Genomic DNA, 19,932 nt, shown 5'->3' with positions numbered 1-19,932 from the left:
AGGGAAAAAAATGCCAGAAAAATGGTATAATAGAAAGGAACGTGTTTGGACAGAGAGGAGACAGCAGATGAACTTTCAACAATTATCCAACCTGCAATATTGGACTAGCTTGTTTTCTAGTCCTTGGAGTATTGCCATCAATTTGTTTGATATTTTGATTGTGACCTATATTTTATATCGTTTTACAAAAGCGATAGCTGGTACCAAGATTATGATTTTGGTGCGAGGTGTTTTGATCTTTGTATTAGCTCAGGGTGTGGCCAATATCCTTGGTTTGACAACGATTTCTTGGTTGATTAATCAGATTATCACTTATGGGGTTATTGCTGCAGTTGTTATCTTCTCTCCAGAGATTCGAACTGGTTTGGAACGTTTGGGAAGGGCGACAGATTTCTTTTCTACTACTCAAATTAGTGCAGAAGAGCAAATGATCCGTGCCTTTGTCAAGTCAGTTGAATACATGAGCCCTCGTAAGATTGGTGCTCTGGTTGCCATTCAACGGGTTCGTACCTTGCAAGAATACATCGCGACAGGAATTCCCTTGGATGCCAAGATTTCAGCAGAACTCCTCATCAATATTTTTATTCCCAACACTCCTCTGCATGATGGTGCTGTGATTATCAGAGAAAATCGGATTGCAGTGACTTCGGCCTATCTACCCTTGACAGAAAGCACAGGGATTTCCAAGGAATTTGGAACCAGACACCGGGCGGCTATCGGTTTATCAGAGGTGTCGGATGCCTTGACCTTCATCGTCTCAGAGGAAACAGGTGGTATTTCTATTACCTACAATGGAGTTTTCAAGCATGATTTGACTCTTGAAGAATTTGAAGCAGAGCTACGAACAATTCTTTTGCCAGCCCTTGAGGAAAAAGCCAGTTTCAAGGACCGTTTGCTAGGAGGTTGGAAACATGAGAAAAAATAGTCTATATATTATTTCATCCCTCTTTTTTGCTTGTGTCTTATTTATCTATGCAACGTCAACCAACTTTCAAAATAGCAATACCGCAAGGCAGGTCAAATCAGAAACCTACACCAATACGATAACGAACGTTCCTATCGATATCCACTATGATAATGAACAGTATTTCATTAGCGGATTTGCATCAGAAGTTTCAGTGGTATTAACCGGAGCTAATCGTGTGACCTTGGCCAGCGAAATGCAGGAGAGCACTCGTAAGTTTAAGGTAACTGCTGATTTGACGGATGCCAGTATTGGAACAATTGAAGTTCCCTTAAATATTGAAAATCTTCCAAGTGGATTGACTGCTGTGGCAACGCCTCAAAAGATTACAGTGAAAGTTGGGAAGAAGGTTAAACGAGATGGGATGATTGTTGTGCCACAAGTTGACCAAAGCCAGATTGATCCGAAGCTACAACTTGATAGTGTAACTGTGTCAAATGAACGCGTTTCGGTCACAACTGACCAAGAAACATTAGCTAAGATTGACAAAATTATTGCACTTTTACCAACCAGCGAACGCATAACAGGTAATTACAGTGGTTCGGTACCTTTGCAGGCAATCGACCGTAATGGTGTTGTCTTACCGGCAGTTATTACTCCGTTCGACACAACAATGAAGGTGACTACAAAACCAGTAGCACCAAGTTCAAGTACATCAAATTCAACAACAAGCAGTTCGTCGGAGACATCTTCGTCATCGAAAGCAACTAGTTCAAAAACGAATTAAAAATAGGAAAAGGATTTTATAAAAATGGGTAAATATTTTGGGACTGATGGAGTCCGTGGAGAAGCTAACGTAGAATTAACGCCAGAATTGGCCTTTAAACTAGGACGTTTTGGAGGCTATGTTCTTAGCCAACATGAAACGGAAGCACCGAAAGTTTTTGTAGGACGTGACACACGTATTTCAGGGGAAATGCTAGAATCTGCCTTGGTGGCAGGTCTCCTCTCTGTAGGGATTCACGTCTACAAACTTGGTGTTCTTGCAACACCAGCAGTAGCTTACTTGGTTAAAACTGAAGGGGCAAGTGCCGGTGTCATGATTTCTGCTAGCCACAACCCAGCCCTTGATAATGGGATTAAGTTCTTTGGTGGTGATGGTTTCAAACTAGATGATGAAAAAGAAGCAGAAATTGAAGCCCTGCTAGATGCTGCAGAAGACACTCTGCCACGTCCAAGTGCTGAAGGCTTGGGAACCTTGGTAGATTATCCAGAAGGCTTGCGTAAGTATGAAGGATATCTTGTTTCAACTGGAACTCCTCTTGAAGGAATGAAGGTTGCCTTGGATACGGCCAATGGTGCAGCTTCTACAAGTGCCCGTCAAATCTTTGCAGATCTTGGCGCTCAATTGACGGTTATCGGGGAAACACCAGACGGTCTTAACATCAATCTTAATGTTGGTTCAACCCACCCAGAAGCCCTTCAAGAAGTGGTCAAAGAAAGCGGATCAGCGATTGGTTTGGCCTTTGACGGAGACAGTGACCGTTTGATTGCTGTTGATGAGAATGGTGAGATCGTTGATGGTGACAAAATCATGTACATTATCGGAAAGTACCTTTCTGAAAAAGGACAATTGGCCCAAAATACAATTGTGACAACTGTTATGTCCAACCTTGGTTTCCACAAGGCCTTGGACCGTGAAGGCATTAACAAGGCAGTCACTGCAGTTGGCGACCGCTATGTTGTGGAAGAAATGAGAAAATCAGGCTACAACCTCGGTGGTGAACAGTCTGGTCACGTCATCTTGATGGACTACAATACAACAGGTGATGGTCAATTATCAGCTGTTCAATTGACAAAAATCATGAAGGAAACTGGTAAGAGCCTGTCAGAGTTAGCAGCAGAAGTAACCATCTATCCACAAAAATTAGTCAATATCCGAGTGGAAAATGCCATGAAGGAAAAGGCTATGGAAGTGCCAGCTATTAAGGCTATCATCGAGAAGTTGGAAGCTGAAATGGCAGGGAATGGCCGTATCCTTGTTCGTCCAAGTGGAACAGAGCCCCTCTTGCGTGTTATGGCAGAAGCTCCTACAACAGAAGAAGTGGACTACTATGTTGATACCATCGCAGACGTAGTTCGAGCTGAAATCGGGATTGACTAAATCCTAGAAAACTAGATGAAAATAAAAAATTATGGTACAATAGCTTATAATATTGTAGCCAAGGGAGAAAGACATGAATCTTAAACGTGAACAAGAATTTGTTAGTCAGTATCATTTTGATGCGCGTAATTTTGAATGGGAAAATGAAAATGGAGCTCCTGAAACTAAGGTGGATGTGAACTTCCAATTAATTCAACATGACCAAGAAAATCAAGTGACTTCCTTGATTGTTGTCTTGAGTTTTATGATTGTATTTGATAAATTTGTCATCAGTGGAACCATTTCACAGGTGAATCATATCGATGGTCGTATTGTTAACGAACCAAGTGAATTGAACCAAGAAGAAGTGGAAACCTTGGCTCGTCCATGTTTGAACATGCTCAACCGTTTGACTTACGAAGTAACTGAAATTGCATTAGACTTACCAGGAATCAATTTGGAGTTCTAATATGAAATTAGCTGTTATCACAGATTCCTCTGCCTATCTCAGTGCAGAGACCTTACAAAGAGAAGATTTATTTGTCTTGGATATTCCTGTCAATATTGATGGTGAGGAGTATGTCGAAGGTATCAATCTGACTGCTGAGGAGTTTTACCAAAAAATGGCTCAGGCTTCTGAATTGCCTAAGACCAGTCAACCAAGTATTGCAAAGTTAGATGAGATTCTAACTTCGCTTAAAGAACAAGGCTATACCCATGCTTTGGGGCTTTTCCTATCTTCTGGAATTTCAGGTTTTTACCAAAATATCCAGTATATGGTCGATGATTATGAGGGCTTAACCATTGCCTTCCCAGACACTTTGATTACAAGTGCTCCTCTGGGTATCATGGTTGAAAGTGTCTTTAACTGGCGAGACCAGGGCGATGACTTTGCCATTATTCAGGATAAGCTAGCTATTCAAATTAGTCACACATCTGCTTTCATCATGGTGGATGACTTGGACCACTTGGTTAAAGGTGGACGCCTTTCAAATGGAGCTGCGATTTTGGGCAATCTGCTAAGCATTAAGCCAATCCTCTATTTCAATGACCAAGGTGTGATTGAAGTTTACGAAAAAGTTCGTACTGAAAAGAAAGCAACCAAGCGTTTAATTGAGATTATCAAGGAAGCCACAGCTTCAGGCCAATACCGTATCATTGTCATTCACGGAAATGCTCCTGAAAAGGCTGAGGAATTGCGTCAGCACTTACTTGAATCTGGAGTGGGTACGGATGTTTCACTTGCTACATTTGGTAGTGTCATTGGAACACACCTAGGAGCAGGAAGCATTGCTCTAGGCTATATTCCAGTGATTTAGTTGGGACTTTTAGCTTAGTTAAGAAGTTAACAAATGAACACGCCTGAAACCTTGTGTGAAAAAGATAGTTCTTCCAAGGAGTATCTACTCATTGATCAGACCTCCTATTTTCACTTTGTGTTCTTACAGGCTTTGTATCTTAGAAATTGAACACGGACTACCTGCCTCATGAAAAAAGATGCCTGTCTTGCCTTTCATGGAAAGTCAGTGTCATTCCCTATTTTTCAAGGGCAGCTAACGTTCTTTGTATCTTGATAATTGAACACGCCTGGAACTCTGTGTGAAAAAGATAGTTCTTCCAAGGAGTATCTACTCCATGATCAGAACTCCTATTTTCACTTTGTGTTCTTACAGGCTTTGTATCTTAAATAGGAGTAGAGATGAGTATTCGAGTAATTATTGCTGGTTTTAAGGGAAAGATGGGCCAGGCTGCTTGTCAGATGGTCTTGGCTGATCCAGACTTGGACTTGGTAGCAGTTTTGGATCCCTTTGAGTCTGAATCAGAATGGCAGGGTATTCCTGTTTTCAAGGATAAGGCTGATTTGGTCGGTTTTGAAGCAGATGTCTGGGTAGATTTTACTACTCCAACTGTTGCCTACGAAAATACACGTTTTGCTCTTGAAAATGGCTTTGCTCCAGTAGTTGGAACGACTGGTTTCACAAGTGAAGAAATTGCAGAACTAAAAGAATTTTCTCGTGCCCAAGACTTGGGTGGCTTGATTGCCCCTAACTTTGCCTTAGGTGCTGTCTTGCTTATGCAATTTTCAAGGCAGGCTGCTAAATATTTCCCAAATGTGGAGATTATCGAGCTCCATCATGACAAGAAAAAGGATGCTCCGAGTGGAACAGCTATTAAAACAGCTGAGTTAATAGCAGAAGTTCGAAAGTCTACCCAGCAAGGTGCGCCTGATGAAGAAGAATTGATTACAGGTGCTCGTGGTGCTGACTTTGATGGCATGCGGATCCACTCAGTACGTTTGCCAGGCTTAGTAGCTCATCAGGAAGTCATCTTTGGCAATCAGGGAGAAGGATTGACCCTCCGTCATGACTCCTATGATCGCAGCTCCTTCATGACAGGGGTGAATTTGGGAATTAAAGAAGTTGTCAAGCGTCATGAGCTTGTCTATGGATTAGAACACTTATTATGAGATTAACGCAAATGCCTTCTGAATTTCAGAAGGCTTTACCAGTATTAGAAAAAATTAAAGAAGTAGGTTTTGAAGCCTATTTTGTTGGGGGCTCTGTTCGAGATGCCCTCCTCAATCGTCCTATCCATGATGTGGATATTGCGACGTCTTCTTATCCAGAAGAAACCAAGCAGATTTTTCCGCGAACAGCCGATATCGGAATCGAACATGGAACCGTCTTGGTTTTAGATGGGGATGAGGAGTACGAGGTGACTACTTTTCGGACAGAAGATGTCTATGTGGACTACCGTAGACCTAGTGCGGTCTCCTTTGTTCGCTCGCTAGAAGAAGACCTCAAGCGCCGTGATTTTACAGTCAATGCCTTTGCTTTGGACGAGACAGGAGAAATCATTGACTTGTTCCATGGCTTAGAAGATTTGGAAAAGCAAGTCTTACGAGCAGTTGGAGTGGCTAGTGAGCGTTTCAACGAAGATGCTTTGCGGATTATGCGTGGTTTTCGTTTTCAGGCTAGTCTTGGCTTTGAGCTTGAGTCAGAAACATTTAAAGCTATGAAGACTTTGACGCCACTTTTGGAGAAAATTTCTGTGGAGCGTACCTTCGTTGAGTTTGATAAACTCTTGCTGGCTCCATTTTGGAGAAGGGGCTTGGCTTCCATGATTGAGAGTCAAGCTTATGACTATCTCCCTGATATGGCAGCTAGCCAGGACAAGCTCAATAGACTGTTTGATTTGGAGACTGATTTCACCTTTGAATCTTCAGAGCAAGCCTGGTCGGCTTTACTGTCGGCTTTAGAGATTGAAAATGCGCAGCCATTTTTGAAGGCTTGGAAGACCTCACGCCAGTTTGCCAAGCAAGTTCAGGATTTGCTGACTATTTTGGCCTTGCGTGAAAAGGGAGAATTGAGCAAGCGCGATTGTTACCGCTTTGACTTGGATTTACTTTTACAGGCTGAAAATCTTCGTCAGGCCCAAGGAAAAGAAGTCAATCCACAAGCAATCACAGAAACCTATCAGAGTTTGACCATTCATGACAAGAAAGAAATTCAGATTAATGGTGGCATTTTGATTAAGGAATATGGCTATCACCCAGGACCTGACTTGGGAGAGATTTTAACAGAGATTGAGTATGCCATTGTCGATGGAGAATTGGAAAATGACCGTCAAGCCATCCATGCTTATCTGAGGGAGAAAAAATGAGTGATTTTATCGTTGAAAAACTAAGTAAATCCGTCGGTGACAAGACCGTTTTTAAGGATATTTCCTTTATTATCCATGACCTAGACAGAATTGGTCTGATTGGTGTCAATGGAACGGGGAAGACCACCCTTTTGGATGTCCTTTCTGGTGTTTCTGGCTTTGATGGGGATGTCAGTCCCTTTTCAGCTAAGAATGATTACCAGATTGGTTACTTGACCCAAGATCCTGATTTTGATGATAGAAAGACAGTTTTGGATACGGTTCTCTCCAGCGACCTCAAGGAAATCCAGCTCATTCGTGAGTACGAATTGATCATGCTCAACTATAGTGAGGACAAGCAGGCGCGTTTGGAACGGGTCATGGCTGAAATGGACTCTCTCCAAGCATGGGAAATTGAGAGTCAGGTCAAGACAGTTCTTAGCAAGCTGGGGATTCAGGACTTATCCACTCCAGTTGGGGAATTGTCAGGTGGTCTAAGAAGACGGGTCCAGTTGGCGCAAGTTCTTCTTGGCAACCACGACCTATTGCTTCTGGATGAGCCGACCAACCATCTGGATATTGCGACTATTGAGTGGCTGACCCTCTTTTTGAAAAATTCTAAGAAGACCGTCCTTTTTATTACCCACGACCGTTATTTCCTAGACGCTTTATCAACACGTATTTTCGAGTTGGATCGAGCAGGATTGACGGAATATCAGGGCAATTATCAGGACTATGTTCGCCTTAAGGCGGAACAGGACGAGCGCGATGCGGCTCTTCTCCACAAAAAGGAACAACTTTATAAGCAAGAATTGGCCTGGATGCGCAGACAACCGCAGGCGCGTGCAACCAAGCAGCAGGCTCGTATCAATCGTTTCCACGACCTGAAAAAGGAAATTTCAGGCGGCGTTGCTGAGACAGATTTGGCCATGAACTTTGAAACTAGTCGGATTGGGAAAAAGGTCATCGAGTTTCAGGATGTTTCCTTTGCCTATGAAAACAAGCCTATTTTGCAAGATTTTAATCTCTTGGTGCAAGCTAAAGATCGTATTGGAATTGTTGGGGACAACGGTGTTGGGAAATCAACTCTCCTTAACTTGATTGCAGGCATTCTTGAGCCGACAGCAGGACAAGTTGTGATTGGGGAAACTGTTCGCATTGCCTATTTCTCTCAACAAATTGAGGGTTTGGATGAAAGCAAGCGTGTGATCAATTACCTGCAGGAAGTGGCAGAGGAGGTCAAGACCAGTGGTGGTTCTACGACTTCCATCGCTGAGTTGCTGGAGCAGTTTCTCTTTCCACGTTCGACGCATGGAACCTTGATTGAGAAATTGTCTGGGGGAGAGAAAAAACGTCTTTATCTCCTCAAATTGCTCTTGGAAAAACCAAATGTTCTCCTCTTAGACGAGCCAACCAATGATTTGGATATTGCAACCTTGACAGTTTTGGAGAATTTCTTGCAAGGCTTTGCTGGTCCAGTTTTGACTGTTAGTCACGACCGCTATTTTTTGGATAAAGTAGCGACTAAGATTCTCGCTTTTGAAGATGGTGAGATTCGTTCTTTCTTTGGTCATTACACCGATTACCTTGATGAAAAAGCTTTTGAAACAGAGATGGTCAATCAAGTTCAAAAGGCTGAAAAGGAGAAGGTTGTCAAGGTCCGAGAAGACAAGAAACGCATGACCTACCAAGAAAAGCAGGAGTGGGCAAGTATTGAAGGCGATATTGAAGCCTTGGAAAACCGTATCGCTGCTATTGAAGAGGAAATGCAGGCCAATGGTTCTGACTTTGGCAAATTAGCGACTCTTCAAAAAGAACTAGACGAGAAAAATGAAGCACTCCTTGAAAAATACGAACGCTATGAGTATCTCAGTGACTTTGATAGCTAGAAGAATAGAAAAATCCCGTCTCATGACAGGATTTTTCTATTCTTTTTTGGTTTCTTGGTGAAAGATATTTTGCCAAGTTTCGTGGCGTCTCCAGATACTGGTATGGACGATGCCATCTAATTCATAGCAGATGAGTTTGGTCTTTTGACTGATGGAAGTGATTTGAATATCCTTGATAGCAGAATTCAAGTCTTTTTCGGCTTTATAGGCTTCTTTATTAATCTGTTCTCCATCTTGGCGAATATAGACAAAATCATCAGCCAAGAGTTCTTCCAGTTGATTTCCTTGGTCAATCAATTGTTCACGCATAAGCAATTTTTTATAGACATTGTCTAAAATTTCATCCTCAGGAATAGGTGCTGGTTCAATATGGACATCGGTATCAAAAACCCCAAAACGTTCCTCCAGCATAGACTCGACCTGATCCGCAATCTCGTGGCTTTCATAAACCGACAAGTCAGGATTCATCTCCAGCGTAATATCCAGGTAGATGTTGCTACCGTAGGTACGACCTCTTTGCGACTTAACCTTGCTGATCTTGGGAATTTCCATGATAGCCTTTTGATAATCCTCAAGCAGACGGTCGTCAAAACCATCTGAAAGACTAAAGGAAGACTCGATAAAGATATCATAGGCAGTTTTCAAGATAAAGAAAGTGATGATGATGGCAACCAGTTTATCCACAATGGGATAATTGAAACTGCTAGCTAGGATGGCAATGGTAGTTCCCAGTGAGGTAACAGCATCAGAAAGATTGTCCTTTGCTGCGGTCTTCAGTGCCTTAGAGTTGGATTTCTTACTGAGGCGAGTATTGTAGAGATAAACTAGAAACATAATCGATGCAGAAATGATTCCTAGAGTGGCACCCAGAGGATCAATGACCGTTTCTTCACGACTGAGAATCTTCTGAATGGTATCCCTTAGAACATCAAAGCCAACATAGAACATGATGATGGAAGTGACTAAACTAGCCAAATCTTCAATCTTCCAGTGACCAAAACGGTGGTCACGGTCTGCAGGCTGGCGTGCCATTCGAATCCCAATCAAGAGGGCCACATTTCCAATGATATCCGATACGTTGTTAAAACCATCTGCCACCAAACTGGATGAATGGATGAGGTGCCCAGTTGCTAATTTGGCTGCAGACAAGATCAAATAGGTCGAAATACTGATAATGGCCCCACGCTCAGCTAACTTAAGATTTGAGATAGATTGCTTCATTCAACTTCCTTTCTAGTCACATAGCATTCTACCATTATACTGGTTTTCAAGGGAAAATTCAAATAAGGCAGTTTTTACTCTTTGAAAACTTTTCAAAATTTGGTATAATAGTACTACTCAAGGGAGTAGCTGGCAGAAACCTGTGATAGTGTCGTCATTCCGAATTTTATACTGAAAAGTATGCTTTCCGGCACTATCTTAAACAGCGAGACTTGTTATGATTAACAGGTCTCTTTTTGTTTGTCGTGAAAAGATGCGATGAGGAAAAAGAGAGTCTGTTTTGCACACAATGTCAAGGAGGAGACACATGTCAAAAGAACAAAAACGCCAAGCGTTTTACACTCAGAGTCCTGAAGAGGTCTTGAAGGCTGTGGATGCGACCGAGCAAGGTTTGTCATCAAGTGAGGCGGAAAAGCGCCTTGCAGAATTTGGCCACAATGAACTCGAAGAAGGCGAGAAACGATCAATCCTGGTCAAATTTATCGAGCAATTTAAGGATTTGATGATTATCATCCTAGTTGCGGCAGCTATTTTGTCAGTTGTGACTTCTGGTGGGGAAGATATCGCAGATGCCATTATCATCCTAGCCGTGGTTATCATTAACGCTGCCTTTGGTGTTTACCAAGAAGGAAAAGCCGAAGAAGCCATCGAAGCCCTCAAATCTATGTCAAGTCCAGCTGCCCGCGTTCTTCGCGATGGTCACATGGCTGAGATTGATTCAAAAGAATTGGTTCCTGGTGATATCGTTGCCCTCGAAGCAGGTGATGTTGTACCTGCAGACCTACGTTTGCTAGAAGCCAACTCTCTTAAAATCGAAGAAGCAGCTCTTACAGGTGAGTCTGTGCCAGTCGAAAAAGACTTGACAGTTGAACTTGCTACAGATGCTGGTATTGGTGATCGTGTCAACATGGCCTTCCAAAACTCTAACGTGACCTATGGTCGTGGGATGGGTGTTGTTGTCAATACAGGTATGTACACGGAAGTTGGTCATATTGCTGGCATGCTTCAAGATGCAGATGAGACAGACACACCACTTAAACAAAACTTGAACAACCTTTCTAAGGTCTTGACTTATGCAATTTTGGTCATTGCCCTTGTTACTTTTGTAGTGGGTGTTTTCATTCAAGGCAAAAATCCACTTGGTGAGTTGATGACCTCTGTTGCGCTTGCTGTTGCAGCCATTCCAGAAGGGCTACCAGCTATCGTAACTATCGTTCTTGCCCTTGGTACTCAAGTTTTGGCCAAACGAAACTCAATCGTTCGTAAGTTGCCAGCAGTTGAAACACTTGGTTCAACAGAAATCATTGCTTCTGATAAGACTGGTACGCTGACTATGAACAAGATGACAGTAGAAAAAGTCTTCTACGATGCAGTCCTACATGACTCAGCTGATGATATTGAACTAGGTCTTGAAATGCCCCTTCTTCGTTCAGTTGTCTTGGCAAATGATACTAAAATTGATGTGGAAGGCAACCTGATTGGTGACCCTACTGAAACAGCCTTCATCCAGTATGCCTTGGATAAGGGTTACGATGTCAAAGGATTCTTAGAGAAATATCCACGTGTGGCTGAGTTGCCATTTGACTCTGACCGTAAGCTTATGTCAACGGTTCACCCATTGCCAGATGGTCGTTTCCTTGTAGCAGTTAAGGGTGCGCCAGACCAACTTTTGAAACGTTGTGTACTTCGTGACAAGGCTGGGGATATTGCTCCGATTGACGAAAAGGTTATAAACCTCATTCATATAAACAATTCTGAAATGGCCCACCAAGCCTTGCGTGTCCTTGCAGGTGCTTATAAGATTATTGACAGCATTCCAGAAAACCTGACTTCTGAAGAGCTTGAAAATGATTTAATCTTTACTGGTTTGATTGGGATGATTGACCCTGAACGTCCTGAAGCTGCTGAGGCTGTTCGTGTGGCTAAGGAAGCGGGAATTCGTCCAATCATGATTACAGGTGACCACCAAGACACTGCAGAAGCTATTGCTAAACGTTTGGGAATCATTGATGCAAATGATACAGAAGGACACGTTTTAACTGGTGCTGAGCTCAACGAACTGTCAGATGAAGACTTTGAAAAAGTAGTTGGTCAATACTCTGTTTATGCCCGTGTATCTCCAGAACATAAGGTTCGTATTGTGAAGGCTTGGCAAAAACAAGGTAAAGTCGTTGCCATGACAGGTGACGGTGTCAATGATGCGCCAGCTCTGAAAACAGCCGATATCGGTATCGGTATGGGAATCACTGGTACAGAGGTTTCTAAGGGAGCTTCTGACATGATTCTTGCAGATGATAACTTTGCGACTATCATTGTTGCAGTGGAAGAAGGACGTAAGGTCTTCTCAAACATTCAAAAGACTATTCAGTACCTACTTTCTGCCAATACTGCTGAAGTATTAACCATCTTCCTATCAACCTTGTTTGGTTGGGATGTCTTGCAGCCAGTTCATCTCTTGTGGATCAACTTGGTAACCGATACTTTCCCAGCAATTGCACTAGGTGTTGAACCTGCTGAGCCTGGTGTCATGAACCATAAACCACGTGGTCGTAAGGCAAGCTTCTTCTCAGGTGGTGTTCTGACTTCTATCATCTATCAAGGTGTACTCCAAGCAGCTATTGTTATGAGTGTTTATGGACTTGCGATTGCTTACCCAGTACATGTGGGTGATAATCATGCTATTCATGCTGATGCCCTTACTATGGCCTTTGCAACCCTTGGTTTGATTCAGCTCTTCCATGCCTACAATGTCAAGTCTGTTTACCAGTCCATCTTGACAGTTGGACCATTCAAGTCTAAGACTTTCAACTGGTCCATCTTGGTATCCTTCATCCTTCTTATGGCAACAATTGTCGTAGAACCGCTTGAAGGAATCTTCCACGTAACCAAACTAGACTTGTCACAATGGGGAATCGTTATGGGCGGAAGCTTCTCAATGATTATTATCGTCGAAATTGTTAAGTTTATTCAACGTAAACTTGGCTTTGACAAGAATGCGATTTAAAAAAAGTCATCTTCGGATGGCTTTTTGCTACAGTTTAGGGAAAGGGCTTGCAGTTATCGGCTTTTGTGCTATAATTGCTATAATATAGTAAAAAGCAAGAGGAGTGTGAGGAAGTGGAAAAGAAAATTGTGAAGGATATCTTATTTTTATCTCAGGTGTCTCAGCCAGCAAGTCAGGATGATCTGTATCTTGCCAGAGATTTGCAGGATACACTCTTAGCAAATCGTGAGACCTGTGTCGGTCTATCTGCCAATATGATTGGGGTGCAAAAGCGCGTGATTATCTTTAATCTTGGCTTGGTTCCTGTGGTCATGTTTAACCCAGTGCTCCTGTCCTCTGAAGGAGTTTATGAGACAGAGGAAGGTTGTTTGTCCTTGACAGGTGTGAGACCTACTAAGCGTTATGAAATCATAAGGGTTGCTTATCGTGACAGCAAGTGGCAGGAACAGACCATTACCTTGACAGGCTTCCCAGCTCAGATTTGCCAGCATGAACTGGATCACTTGGAAGGACGAATCATTTAGGAGGAAAGCAAATGAAACGAATAGTCTTCGAACTTATTTTTATCGCAACGACCTGGTATATCTTTTTACCGCCCCTTAACCTAACCAGCTGGGAATTTCTATTTTTCCTCTGTGGGCATTTGCTGGTTGTAGCAATCTTATTTGGCTTTGGCAAGGGAATCAATCTGGTCAAAACGGTGCATGTGCGCCACGGCAAGGCAGAAGCTGCCTTAAATCTGGAGGGTTTCAAAATCAATTGGTTAGGGAAAATCCTTTTAGCTTCTATTGGAGGAATTCTTCTCTTAGCAGCCTTGGTTTCCTTGGTGACTTCTAGCATTTTTCAGGCTAAGAATTATGCCAATGTAGTCACGGTTACTGAAAAAGACTTTACTGAATTTCCTAAGAGTGACACCAGTAAGGTTCCTATTCTAGATAGAAGTACTGCTGAAAAAATTGGTGACCGCTACTTGGGTTCCCTAACGGATAAGGTGTCGCAGTACGTAGCGGCAGACACCTATACCCAATTGACGATTGATGGAAAACCTTATCGAGTTACGCCACTAGAATACGCAGATCCTATCAAGTGGTTTAATAATCAAGCCAAGGGAATCGGCGAATATATCAAGGTGGATATGGTAACTGGAAATGCGGACTTGGTGGACTTGAAGACACCAATCAAATATTCAGACTCGGAATATTTTAACCGTGATGTCAAACGTCACCTACGCTTGAAGTACCCAACTAAAATCTTCAAGACTCCATCTTTTGAGGTGGACGATGAGGGCAATCCTTTCTATGTGGCTACAGTTTACCAAAAGCAATTTGGGCTTGCGGTTCCTCGTCCTGTTTCAGTCATTATCTTGGATGCCACAAATGGAGAAACCAAGGAATACAGCTTGGCAGATGTTCCAGAATGGGTGGACAGGGTTTATCCAGCTGAGGAAACCATCGAGCAAATCAACTATAACGGCAAGTACAAGGACGGTTTCTGGAATGCTATGATTTCCAAGAAAAACGTGACCCAGACTACCAAGGGATATAATTATTTGTCTATCGGCAATGACATCTACCTATACACAGGAGTGACATCGGCCAATGCAGATGAAAGTAATCTTGGTTTTATCCTTGAAAATATGCGAACAGGAGAAATCACTAAGTATAGTTTGGCTTCTGCGACCGAAGAATCAGCCCGTGAATCAGCCGAAGGTGCTGTTCAGGAGAAATCCTACAAGGCAACCTTCCCAATCCTCATCAACCTCAATGACAAACCTCTCTACATCATGGGCTTGAAGGACAATGCTGGCTTGGTCAAAGAGTACGCTTTGGTAGATGCAGTCGAGTACCAAAACGTTATCGTAGCTACGACAGTGGAAGAGCTACTCAGCAAGTACGCTAATAAAAACGACCTTGAAATTGATAATGAAACGACAGAAAGTATCAAGGGTGTGGTGGAAGACCTCAAATCAGCTGTTATCAAGGGCGACACCGTCTACTTCTTTAAAGTTGATGGCAAGATTTACAAGGTTAAGGCCTCAGTATCAGATGACCTCCCTTACCTCGAAAATGGTAAAACCTTCGAAGGTCAAGTAGGAAAAGACAACTATCTCAAGACCTTTAAAGTGCAGTAAAAACAGCTCTATTTAAGAAATATATTTTATAATAAGGTAAATTAATACTAATGGAGGACAAACAAATGGGTTTTTATGTGATGGTTGCTTCAATGCTACTCGGACTGCTAGCTTTGAAGATAGGTTTTTCTCAGTTCAAGGAGAAAAAAGATAAATTCTTATCTATCTTAACAAGTTTAGCTGGCCTAGCCCTTGTTCTCGTGGCTGTCTGGTTAGGATGGCCAAAATAACCAGAGAAACCTCGGTCAAACCGAGGTTTTTTAGATGAATTTCTTGGTTGTGGTTAAAAAATATGCTACACTATCAATATGAAAATTTTAATCCCAACAGCAAAAGAAATGAACACAGACTTGCCAAGTATCGAAGCAACTTCTTTAAAACCAGAAAGCCAGGCCGTGCTGGATGCCTTGGCCCGCTATTCTGCTAGTCAATTGGAGAGTTTTTACAAAGTTTCAGCCGAGAAAGCTGCGGAAGAATTTCAACATATCCAAGCTTTGAAAAGGCAAACTGCTCAACACTACCCAGCCTTGAAACTTTTTGATGGGCTGATGTACCGTAATATCAAGCGAGACAAACTGGACGAGGCAGAACAAGCCTATCTTGAAAATCATGTCTTTATTACTTCGGCTTTGTACGGAGTCGTTCCAGCCTTGTCACCTATGGGCCCTCACCGTTTGGACTTTTTGATGAAATTAAAAGTCGCAGGTAAGACTTTGAAGAGCCATTGGAAGGCAGCTTATGATGAAGCTCTGAAGCAGGAAGAAGTGATTTTCTCTCTCTTGTCATCAGAATTTGAGACTGTATTTTCTAAGGAAATCAGAGAAAAAATGGTGACCTTCAAATTCATGGAGGACAAAGGTGGTCAGCTAAAGATTCACTCAACTATTTCCAAGAAAGCGCGTGGTGCCTTCCTGACAGCCCTGATAGAAAATCAAGTACAGACGGTGGAAGAAGCTCGTCGCTTAAGCTTTGCAGGATTTAACTACCGAGAAGACCTGTCACAGCCGCAGGAATTGGTTTTTGTAAAGGAAGTATAGAAAATAGATAAAAGAAAAAGTCAGCAGAATTATGCTGACTTTTTTCTAGCTTATAAAGTATTGGATATATGAATCTCATTTGATAAACAGTTAAGATGATTAACCAAATTCATGATTGACAGATGGTTTCGGCAAATAAACTTCTTGGTAATTCCTGGAATATAGAAATTAGACACAATGATATCGTAGTCTGTCTGATTTAAAATCTCAGGACTTGTTTCCAATTCATCCCAAGTATCAAAGGTGAATCGATTGTTACAATAGTATATAAGCATATCCTTTAAAGTAAGTGATAGGGCGTGGTCAAAGTTACTGATAATCAAAACCTTGATAGGTGGTCGATTTTCTAACAACTGAGTAGAGAGGTTTTCAGCATGGGTTAAGATGGTGTACATCAAGTGTTCCAACTGTTCAGGATGGTCATGCTGTCCAATTGCTTGACGGTATTGAGCCAGTTCTTGACGCGCACTCCCTATAAAGTCTGGGAAGTAAACTTCGAAATTTTTAATCGTCAATGCTTTTTGTTCAAATAAGATTGGGGTAGAAAAGATTTCCTGTCTTTCAAAGAAAGCAGTGTTGTGTAAATGCCAAATCAGCTCATCGTGGTTGGTAAAGGTAATCTTATATTGTTTTGACAGGCGTTCTAATATTTGACTCAGTAATTGGTAAGAGTATCTTGCTTCACTGTTTTTTTCTAAAGAGTTGAAGAATTCTTTAGGATCTAAGAAAAGACTGTTTTGAATAAAGGATATAAAAATTTGGGCGATGATATCTGGAGTGATTTCAAGTCCCAGTTTTTCAGAGAAATGGACAAGTAGCTCCTCAAAATTTGGAATATTCATCAAAAGAGGGTAGTATTCATCGAAGAAATGATTTGGTAAGTTGATAAAATGACCATTTTTGACGCGGTAAATACTGATAGCTATCATCAATTTGTACATTCTATAAATTGAAAATCGCATTGGATAATTCGTGATTTTATAGAAGAAATCAGCAAACTCTGTTAAATCCTCCTCAGGAAGGTCTGGAAAAGGCCAATCTAGGAAATAATAGCGCTCAGAGAAGTATTGGGCAAAAAAGTAACGAATATCGATCTCATTTCCACGTATCTCGGATGGAGTAAAAGATAATTCAATTTGAAACTGAGATGAAAGAGTCTTTGTAATATTTCTGCCCAATCGATAGAGGTTGGCAGTACTAGAGTGAAGATTTTCTATTGTTCGATAAATAGGTAGCCCCTCATTGAAGAACATATACTCTAGTAATTGAAAAGATTGAGAATTAGCAAGAAAATATTGATAAACATCTTCTACACTAGTGTTAACTTCTAAATCTATCATGATTCCGTTAACAGAAGATTGGATGTCAATAGATGGAAAGGCAAGACGTAATTCATTTAAATCACTTTTTAAAATTCGTTCTGTACATCCTAATTTTTCGGCTAGTTCATGTAATTTCATCCAATTACGATTCTGAATTAGGGTTTCCATTAAGCGTGATTGTCTTTGATTTTTTGTGGATAAAAGGTTGCGCATATAGGTAATTTCCTCCTTAAGTTATTATATCACATCTTTGTTTTAATATAACAAAAAAACTAGAATCAAAAAATGTTCTGATAATTCGAAAAAAATAGAATACAATAAATGGCTTTCATGAACAGAAATACGATATAGTAATTCTTTGGATAATATTGATTTATATATCAAATAGTTGTACATTAGGAACTATAAAATACTATCTAGGAGTTTACAATGAAACATTCACATAAGAAATCATTTGACTGGTATAGCATGCAACAACGATACTCTATTCGTAAGTATCACTTTGGTGCGGCTAGTGTCTTGCTTGGGACAGCCTTAGTCTTGGGAACTGCTGCCAATGCGCAATCAGTACAAGCAGAGGAACAACATCCTGAGGCAACTAATAGTGTCTCTGTTGATAAGGTAGATGAAGCTACTAAACCAGCAGAAGTTTCTACACCTAAAAAAGAAACAACTTATGCAGCTCCAACTGTTGCCAACCCAGTAGATACGACTCCAGCTAAATCTGATGAAGCTAAAGCGCCAGCAGAAAAAGTTGAAGAAGTAAAAGATAAAAAAGAAGAAGTAACACAGCAAGATGCTGTTGACAAGTCAAAATTGTTAACAGCTCTTTCGCGTGCTAAAAAACTTGAGAGTAAGTTATATACAGAAGCAAGTGCTGCTAACTTGCAAGCAAGTATTCAAGCTGGTCAAAGTTTGCTTGGGAAAGCAGATGCGACTGAAGCTGAAGTATCAGCAGCAGAGTCTTCTATTCAATCAGCTATTATTGGGCTAGAACTTCGTTCTAACTCTGATAAAGGAACTGTATCAGAAACTCCTGTAGTGAAGAAAGCTGACACAGCAGAAGCCAAAGAAGAAGCTAAACCAGCTGCAACAACGACTGATCGTTCAGCTGTTGACAGTGCTGTTTTGCCAACTAGCACAGCTGCTAAAGTAGAAGCGACTTCAGCTCCAGAAACAACTAATGAAATCTTGAAACCAGGTTTGAGCCTTTCTGATGCTCGTCAAAATCCAGCTATCCGTAAGGAAGACTTGGATAAGGGACACAGTGGCTTTAGAGCTTCTAGCAATCCAGCAAACCCAATTGTATCAGGTTCTGGAAATACAGTTGCATTTTCAGACATCAGCCAAGGTGGTCGTAGCTATAGTTTCCGTGGCTACGGGAACTCACGTGGTGGAAATTCTATTCATTACGATGTAACAACAGTACGTCAAGGTAACAGATTGAATTTCACAATTAAATATTCTGGTCCAGGTGAATTTGTTAATAACAACTTTCTCTTGGATAAAGGGGATGGATTTGGAAATCCTTCAAATGCGACTATCTCCACTCCAAGATTGAGAGAACAATCAAAACCTATTAGTCAGGGTGCCAACTTCGTATCTCATTCAGGATACAGTATGACCTCTGCTACTTCAACAAATACGGAACAAACAGTCAGATTTAGTTTGCCTATCAATAATCCAAATGGTGACTTGTCTGTTCGTTTGAAACCAGTTACTTTTAACGTGGACCAAGGTGGTGGTGGTGCCGCGACTAGCAATGACCCATACAGTAACTCCAACTATTATCATAGAGCAAACCCACTGCTCTTGGATGCTAACCCGAATGGTGGTACTAATAATAAGACTGTTTCAGAAGACATTGACTTCCAAACTGTCTATCTTCCAACTAGTAAGTTACCAGAAGGTCAAACTAGATTAGTTCGAGAAGGTGAAAAAGGCCAACGTCAAATTACCTATAAAGTTCACCGATTTGGTAGCGAAACAATTTTAGGATTGCCAATTAGTAATAGTGTTACTAAAGAAGCTAAGCCACGTATTATGCAAATTGGTGTGGCTAAAGAGCTAATCGATACAGTAAAACCACGTGTTGATCAAAATAAAGTCGGTGATACAAATAACCTCACTTTCTATCTTGATAATGATGGCAACGGTGTTTATACTGAAGGTGTAGACGAACTTGTTCAAAAAATTGCTATTAAAGATGGAGCACAAGGTGCTAAAGGTGAAAAAGGAGATCAAGGTGAACGCGGTCTGACTGGAGCTAAAGGTGAAAAAGGAGATCGAGGCGAACGCGGTCTGACTGGAGCTAAAGGTGAAAAAGGAGACCAAGGTGAACGCGGTCTGACTGGAGCCCAAGGTGCTAAAGGTGAAAAAGGAGATCGAGGTGAACGCGGTCTCACCGGAGCGCAAGGTGCTAAAGGTGAAAAAGGAGACCAAGGTGAACGCGGTCTGACTGGAGCTAAAGGTGAAAAAGGAGCCCAAGGTGAACGCGGTCTGACTGGAGCCCAAGGTGCTAAAGGTGAAAAAGGAGACCAAGGTGAACGCGGTCTGACTGGAGCTAAAGGTGAAAAAGGAGACCAAGGTGAACGCGGTCTGACTGGAGCTAAAGGTGAAAAAGGAGACCAAGGTGAACG

The 19,932-nt window shown here is 41.6% G+C and carries 16 protein-coding genes; 14 read left to right on the top strand and 2 right to left on the bottom strand.

All coding sequences use genetic code 11. The features are described 5' to 3' along the window. The first annotated feature begins 67 nt into the window (after positions 1-67). From cdaA to K1I71_RS05110, 8 genes are all read left to right on the top strand, one after another. A complete protein-coding gene (gene cdaA / locus K1I71_RS05145; protein ID WP_223330375.1) occupies positions 68-925 on the top strand; it encodes a diadenylate cyclase CdaA in 858 nt (285 codons plus the stop codon). Then, positions 912-1,691 (top strand): CdaR family protein, encoded by a 780-nt coding sequence (locus tag K1I71_RS05140; protein WP_033686543.1) that lies wholly within the window; start codon positions 912-914, stop codon positions 1,689-1,691. Before cdaA ends, K1I71_RS05140 begins: the two co-directional genes overlap by 14 nt. A gap of 24 nt (positions 1,692-1,715) precedes the next feature. After that, positions 1,716-3,068 carry a phosphoglucosamine mutase gene (glmM, locus tag K1I71_RS05135; protein ID WP_223330374.1) on the top strand — a complete coding sequence of 451 codons (1,353 nt, stop codon included), beginning with the start codon at positions 1,716-1,718 and terminating at the stop codon, positions 3,066-3,068. 73 nt (positions 3,069-3,141) lie between these two features. Further along, on the top strand, positions 3,142-3,516 hold the full coding sequence (locus K1I71_RS05130; RefSeq protein WP_001050081.1) for a DUF1149 family protein: 375 nt from the start codon (positions 3,142-3,144) through the stop codon (positions 3,514-3,516). A gap of 1 nt (position 3,517) precedes the next feature. Further along, positions 3,518-4,366 carry a DegV family protein gene (locus tag K1I71_RS05125; protein WP_223330373.1) on the top strand — a complete coding sequence of 283 codons (849 nt, stop codon included), beginning with the start codon at positions 3,518-3,520 and terminating at the stop codon, positions 4,364-4,366. A gap of 380 nt (positions 4,367-4,746) precedes the next feature. Continuing rightward, positions 4,747-5,514 (top strand): 4-hydroxy-tetrahydrodipicolinate reductase, encoded by a 768-nt coding sequence (dapB, locus tag K1I71_RS05120; RefSeq protein WP_223330372.1) that lies wholly within the window; start codon positions 4,747-4,749, stop codon positions 5,512-5,514. Next, the gene (locus K1I71_RS05115) at positions 5,511-6,710 is read left to right on the top strand and encodes a CCA tRNA nucleotidyltransferase (RefSeq protein ID WP_317628054.1); all 1,200 of its coding nucleotides are present in this window, start codon (positions 5,511-5,513) and stop codon (positions 6,708-6,710) included. Before dapB ends, K1I71_RS05115 begins: the two co-directional genes overlap by 4 nt. Continuing rightward, a complete protein-coding gene (locus K1I71_RS05110; protein WP_223330371.1) occupies positions 6,707-8,578 on the top strand; it encodes an ABC-F family ATP-binding cassette domain-containing protein in 1,872 nt (623 codons plus the stop codon). The genes K1I71_RS05115 and K1I71_RS05110 overlap by 4 nt, the downstream gene beginning before the upstream one ends. 36 nt (positions 8,579-8,614) lie before the next feature. Here K1I71_RS05110 and mntE read toward each other — a convergent pair whose 3' ends face one another. After that, positions 8,615-9,799 carry a CDF family manganese efflux transporter MntE gene (gene mntE / locus K1I71_RS05105; RefSeq protein ID WP_223330370.1) on the bottom strand — a complete coding sequence of 395 codons (1,185 nt, stop codon included), beginning with the start codon at positions 9,797-9,799 and terminating at the stop codon, positions 8,615-8,617. Positions 9,800-10,106: 307 nt separating this feature from the next. Here mntE and K1I71_RS05100 point away from each other — a divergent pair, with 307 nt between their 5' ends. The 5 genes from K1I71_RS05100 (at position 10,107) to yaaA (ending at position 15,971) form a co-directional block, all read left to right on the top strand. Then, complete coding sequence (locus tag K1I71_RS05100) at positions 10,107-12,803, top strand: cation-translocating P-type ATPase (RefSeq protein ID WP_223330369.1); 2,697 nt, start codon at positions 10,107-10,109, stop codon at positions 12,801-12,803. Positions 12,804-12,916: 113 nt separating this feature from the next. Further along, positions 12,917-13,327: a peptide deformylase gene (locus tag K1I71_RS05095; protein WP_223330368.1), complete on the top strand. Its 411-nt coding sequence runs from the start codon at positions 12,917-12,919 to the stop codon at positions 13,325-13,327. 11 nt (positions 13,328-13,338) lie between these two features. Continuing rightward, on the top strand, positions 13,339-14,934 hold the full coding sequence (locus K1I71_RS05090) for a hypothetical protein (RefSeq protein WP_033686550.1): 1,596 nt from the start codon (positions 13,339-13,341) through the stop codon (positions 14,932-14,934). Between the two features lie 65 nt (positions 14,935-14,999). Continuing rightward, positions 15,000-15,164 (top strand): YczI family protein, encoded by a 165-nt coding sequence (locus K1I71_RS05085; RefSeq protein ID WP_000508327.1) that lies wholly within the window; start codon positions 15,000-15,002, stop codon positions 15,162-15,164. A 78-nt stretch (positions 15,165-15,242) separates the two neighbouring features. Beyond that, entirely contained in the window at positions 15,243-15,971 is a 729-nt protein-coding gene (gene yaaA, locus K1I71_RS05080; RefSeq protein WP_223330367.1) for a peroxide stress protein YaaA, read from the top strand. A gap of 50 nt (positions 15,972-16,021) precedes the next feature. On the opposite strand, the gene pclR is transcribed toward yaaA, so the two are convergent. Then, a complete protein-coding gene (gene pclR / locus K1I71_RS05075; protein WP_223330366.1) occupies positions 16,022-17,506 on the bottom strand; it encodes a virulence transcriptional activator PclR in 1,485 nt (494 codons plus the stop codon). 216 nt (positions 17,507-17,722) lie between these two features. Between pclR and pclA the strand changes: the two genes are divergently transcribed. After that, positions 17,723-19,932, top strand: a 2,210-nt coding sequence (gene pclA, locus K1I71_RS05070; protein WP_223330365.1) for a pneumococcal collagen-like adhesin PclA, incomplete at its 3' end; no start/stop codon positions are given.

Origin of the sequence: Streptococcus mitis (assembly GCF_019929545.1) — a bacterium.
GTDB classification, from domain to species: Bacteria; Bacillota; Bacilli; order Lactobacillales; family Streptococcaceae; genus Streptococcus; species Streptococcus mitis_BU.
Note: the sequence above shows the minus strand (reverse complement) of the source record. Positions and strands in the feature narration are given on the sequence as shown.